Here is a 2110-nt window from a genome sequence, read left to right as displayed (position 1 = left end):
TCCTGATGGCTGGGCAATGGGAGCCGGATGAGCTGCGAGGTTCACGTCCGGTTCTGAGAGAGCCGGGGGGTGAAACTCCCCCCGGCTACTCACCTGGTCCTTCGTCATCAGCTCGCGGTGTTGCGTCGGCAGGTGGCAAGGCCTCGGCCGTCGTGGGCCGATCGGGCGGTGATCAGTGCGCTGGCGCGTCTGCTATCTTCAGCGGGTCGTCGGCGGTTGTTCGTGACGCCGGGCACGCTGCTGCGCTGGCACGCGGATCTGGTGTGGCGGCGCTGGACCTTCAAGCGCGGCAGGCAGGGTCGATCTCCCATCCGCGCCTCCGTCCGGGCCTTGGTACTTCGTTCGGCTCGGGAGAATCCGCTGTGGGGTTACCGGCGGATCGCCGGGGAACTCGCTGCCCTGGGCTACCGGGTGGGGCTTCCACTGTGTGGATGATCTTGAGGAAGGCCGGCGTTGACGCGGCGCCGCGGCGCGCGGGACCAACCTGGGGTGAGTTCCTGTGTGCTCAAGCTGAGGGGATCTTGGCGTCACCATGCTGTTCAAACGCCTGTATTGCCTGGTCGTCATGGAGATCAGTACCCGCCGGGTGCACGTCCTCGGCGTCACCGGGCATCCGACCGGGCCGTGGGTTGCACAGCAGGCCAGGAACCTGATGATCGAGCTGGGGGACAGGGCGGAGGGGTTCAGGTTCCTCATCCGCGATCGGGATACCAGGTTCACCGCGATGTTCGACGAAGTCTTCACGGCCGTAGGCATCCGCGTCCTCAAGTCGCCCCCTCGCGCTCCGCGGGCCAACGCGTTCGCCGAACGCTGGATCGGTGGCCTGCGCCGAGAACTCCTCGATCGGATCCTCATCGTTAACGCCCGCCATTTACGGCGCGTGCTGGCTGCGTACGAGGCTCACTTCAATGAGCATCGCCCGCATCGCTCCTTCGGCCAGGCCGCTCCGCTGCGAGCCCTTCCCGACCCGGTCGAGGACCATATCGAGGTCATCCGGCGTGACCGCCTTGGCGGGCTGATCCACGAATACGTGCAGGTCGCATAGGGCGACCGAGTTCTTGGCACCCACAGGGCGTCATGAAGGCCGTCGCCCGGCCCCGAGGTCTCGGAGACCCGGCAACGCGCGCCTGCCGATAATTGCATCCAGCCAGGTCATGGCCATTTGGCGGCTTCGCGTGGCGTACGCGAGCTCCGCCCACCAGGCGAGGCAAACGCGCGCGGCATGAGCCTTCACCAGTGGGCTGGTCAGCGCGTCACCGGGTGTCAGCCAGTGAGGTAGCCGCCGGAGGCGTCGATGTCCGTGCCGAGGACGGCGGTCGCGTCGTCGGACGCCAGCCACATCACCACCCGGGCCATCTCCTGTGGTCGTACGATCCGCTTGATCGGGTAGTCCTGCGCGATCTGCTCGTACGTCACCCCGAACGCCTTTGCCGCCCGCTCCAGCATCGGCGTGTCCACGGCACCTGGGGCCAGCGCGTTGATTCGGATGTTCTTGTCTGCGTACTCCAGTGCGGCCACCTTGGTCAGCGACGCCACCGCGTGCTTGCTCGCGTTGTAGGGCGAGATCGTCGCGAAGCCGACCTCGGCCGAGATGGAGGCGGTGTTGACGATGATTCCCGCGCCCTGTCGGAGCATGTGCGGGATCTCGTACTTCATCGCCAGGAACACCCCGGCCGCGTTCGTGCGCCAGACCTGCTCGAAGTCGCTCAGCGTCTGCTCGTGCAGCGCCGCGGCGGTGGGGCTCTCGATGCCGGCGTTGTTGAAGGCGATGTCGACCCGCCCGTACCGGCGTACGCACTCGCTCACGAACGCCCGCACCTCGTCCTCCTTCGACACGTCAGCCCGCATGTACGTGGCCTCCCCGCCGAACCGCCTGATCTCCCGCTCGTGCCGCCGGCCGAGCTCCTCTCGCCGCCCGCAGAAGAACACGTGCGCGCCCTGCCTGGCCATCTCGTACGCGGTGGCCTGTCCGATGCCCGACGTCGCGCCGGTGATGAGCACCACCTTGCCGGCGAAGCGCCCGCGGCGGTCGGCCATCCCCGTGGAAGGGGCGGGCGGGTTCTGCGTGTTGGCCGAGGCGGGCGCGGCGGCGGCCACGGCCCCGGCGGCC

Annotated in this window: 2 protein-coding genes; one reads left to right on the top strand and one right to left on the bottom strand. The window is 68.2% G+C overall.

From position 1 onward, the window contains the following. The first annotated feature begins 532 nt into the window (after positions 1-532). The gene (locus ACWEPL_RS65170; RefSeq protein ID WP_452443071.1) at positions 533-1045 is read left to right on the top strand and encodes an integrase core domain-containing protein; all 513 of its coding nucleotides are present in this window, start codon (positions 533-535) and stop codon (positions 1043-1045) included. 218 nt (positions 1046-1263) lie between these two features. Here the strand turns inward: ACWEPL_RS65170 and ACWEPL_RS65165 are convergent. Beyond that, positions 1264-2110 (bottom strand): SDR family NAD(P)-dependent oxidoreductase (locus tag ACWEPL_RS65165; RefSeq protein WP_452443069.1); only part of this gene is annotated, 847 nt, incomplete at its 5' end.

The organism is Nonomuraea sp. NPDC004186, from assembly GCF_053603495.1.
This window is presented reverse-complemented; position numbering and strand designations above follow the sequence as displayed.

What these genes read in the sequence shown, in the direction of transcription:
- ACWEPL_RS65170 (WP_452443071.1), top strand. Translation starts at nt 533, where the DNA reads ATGCTGTTCAAACGCCTGTATTGCCTGGTCGTCATGGAGATCAGTACC.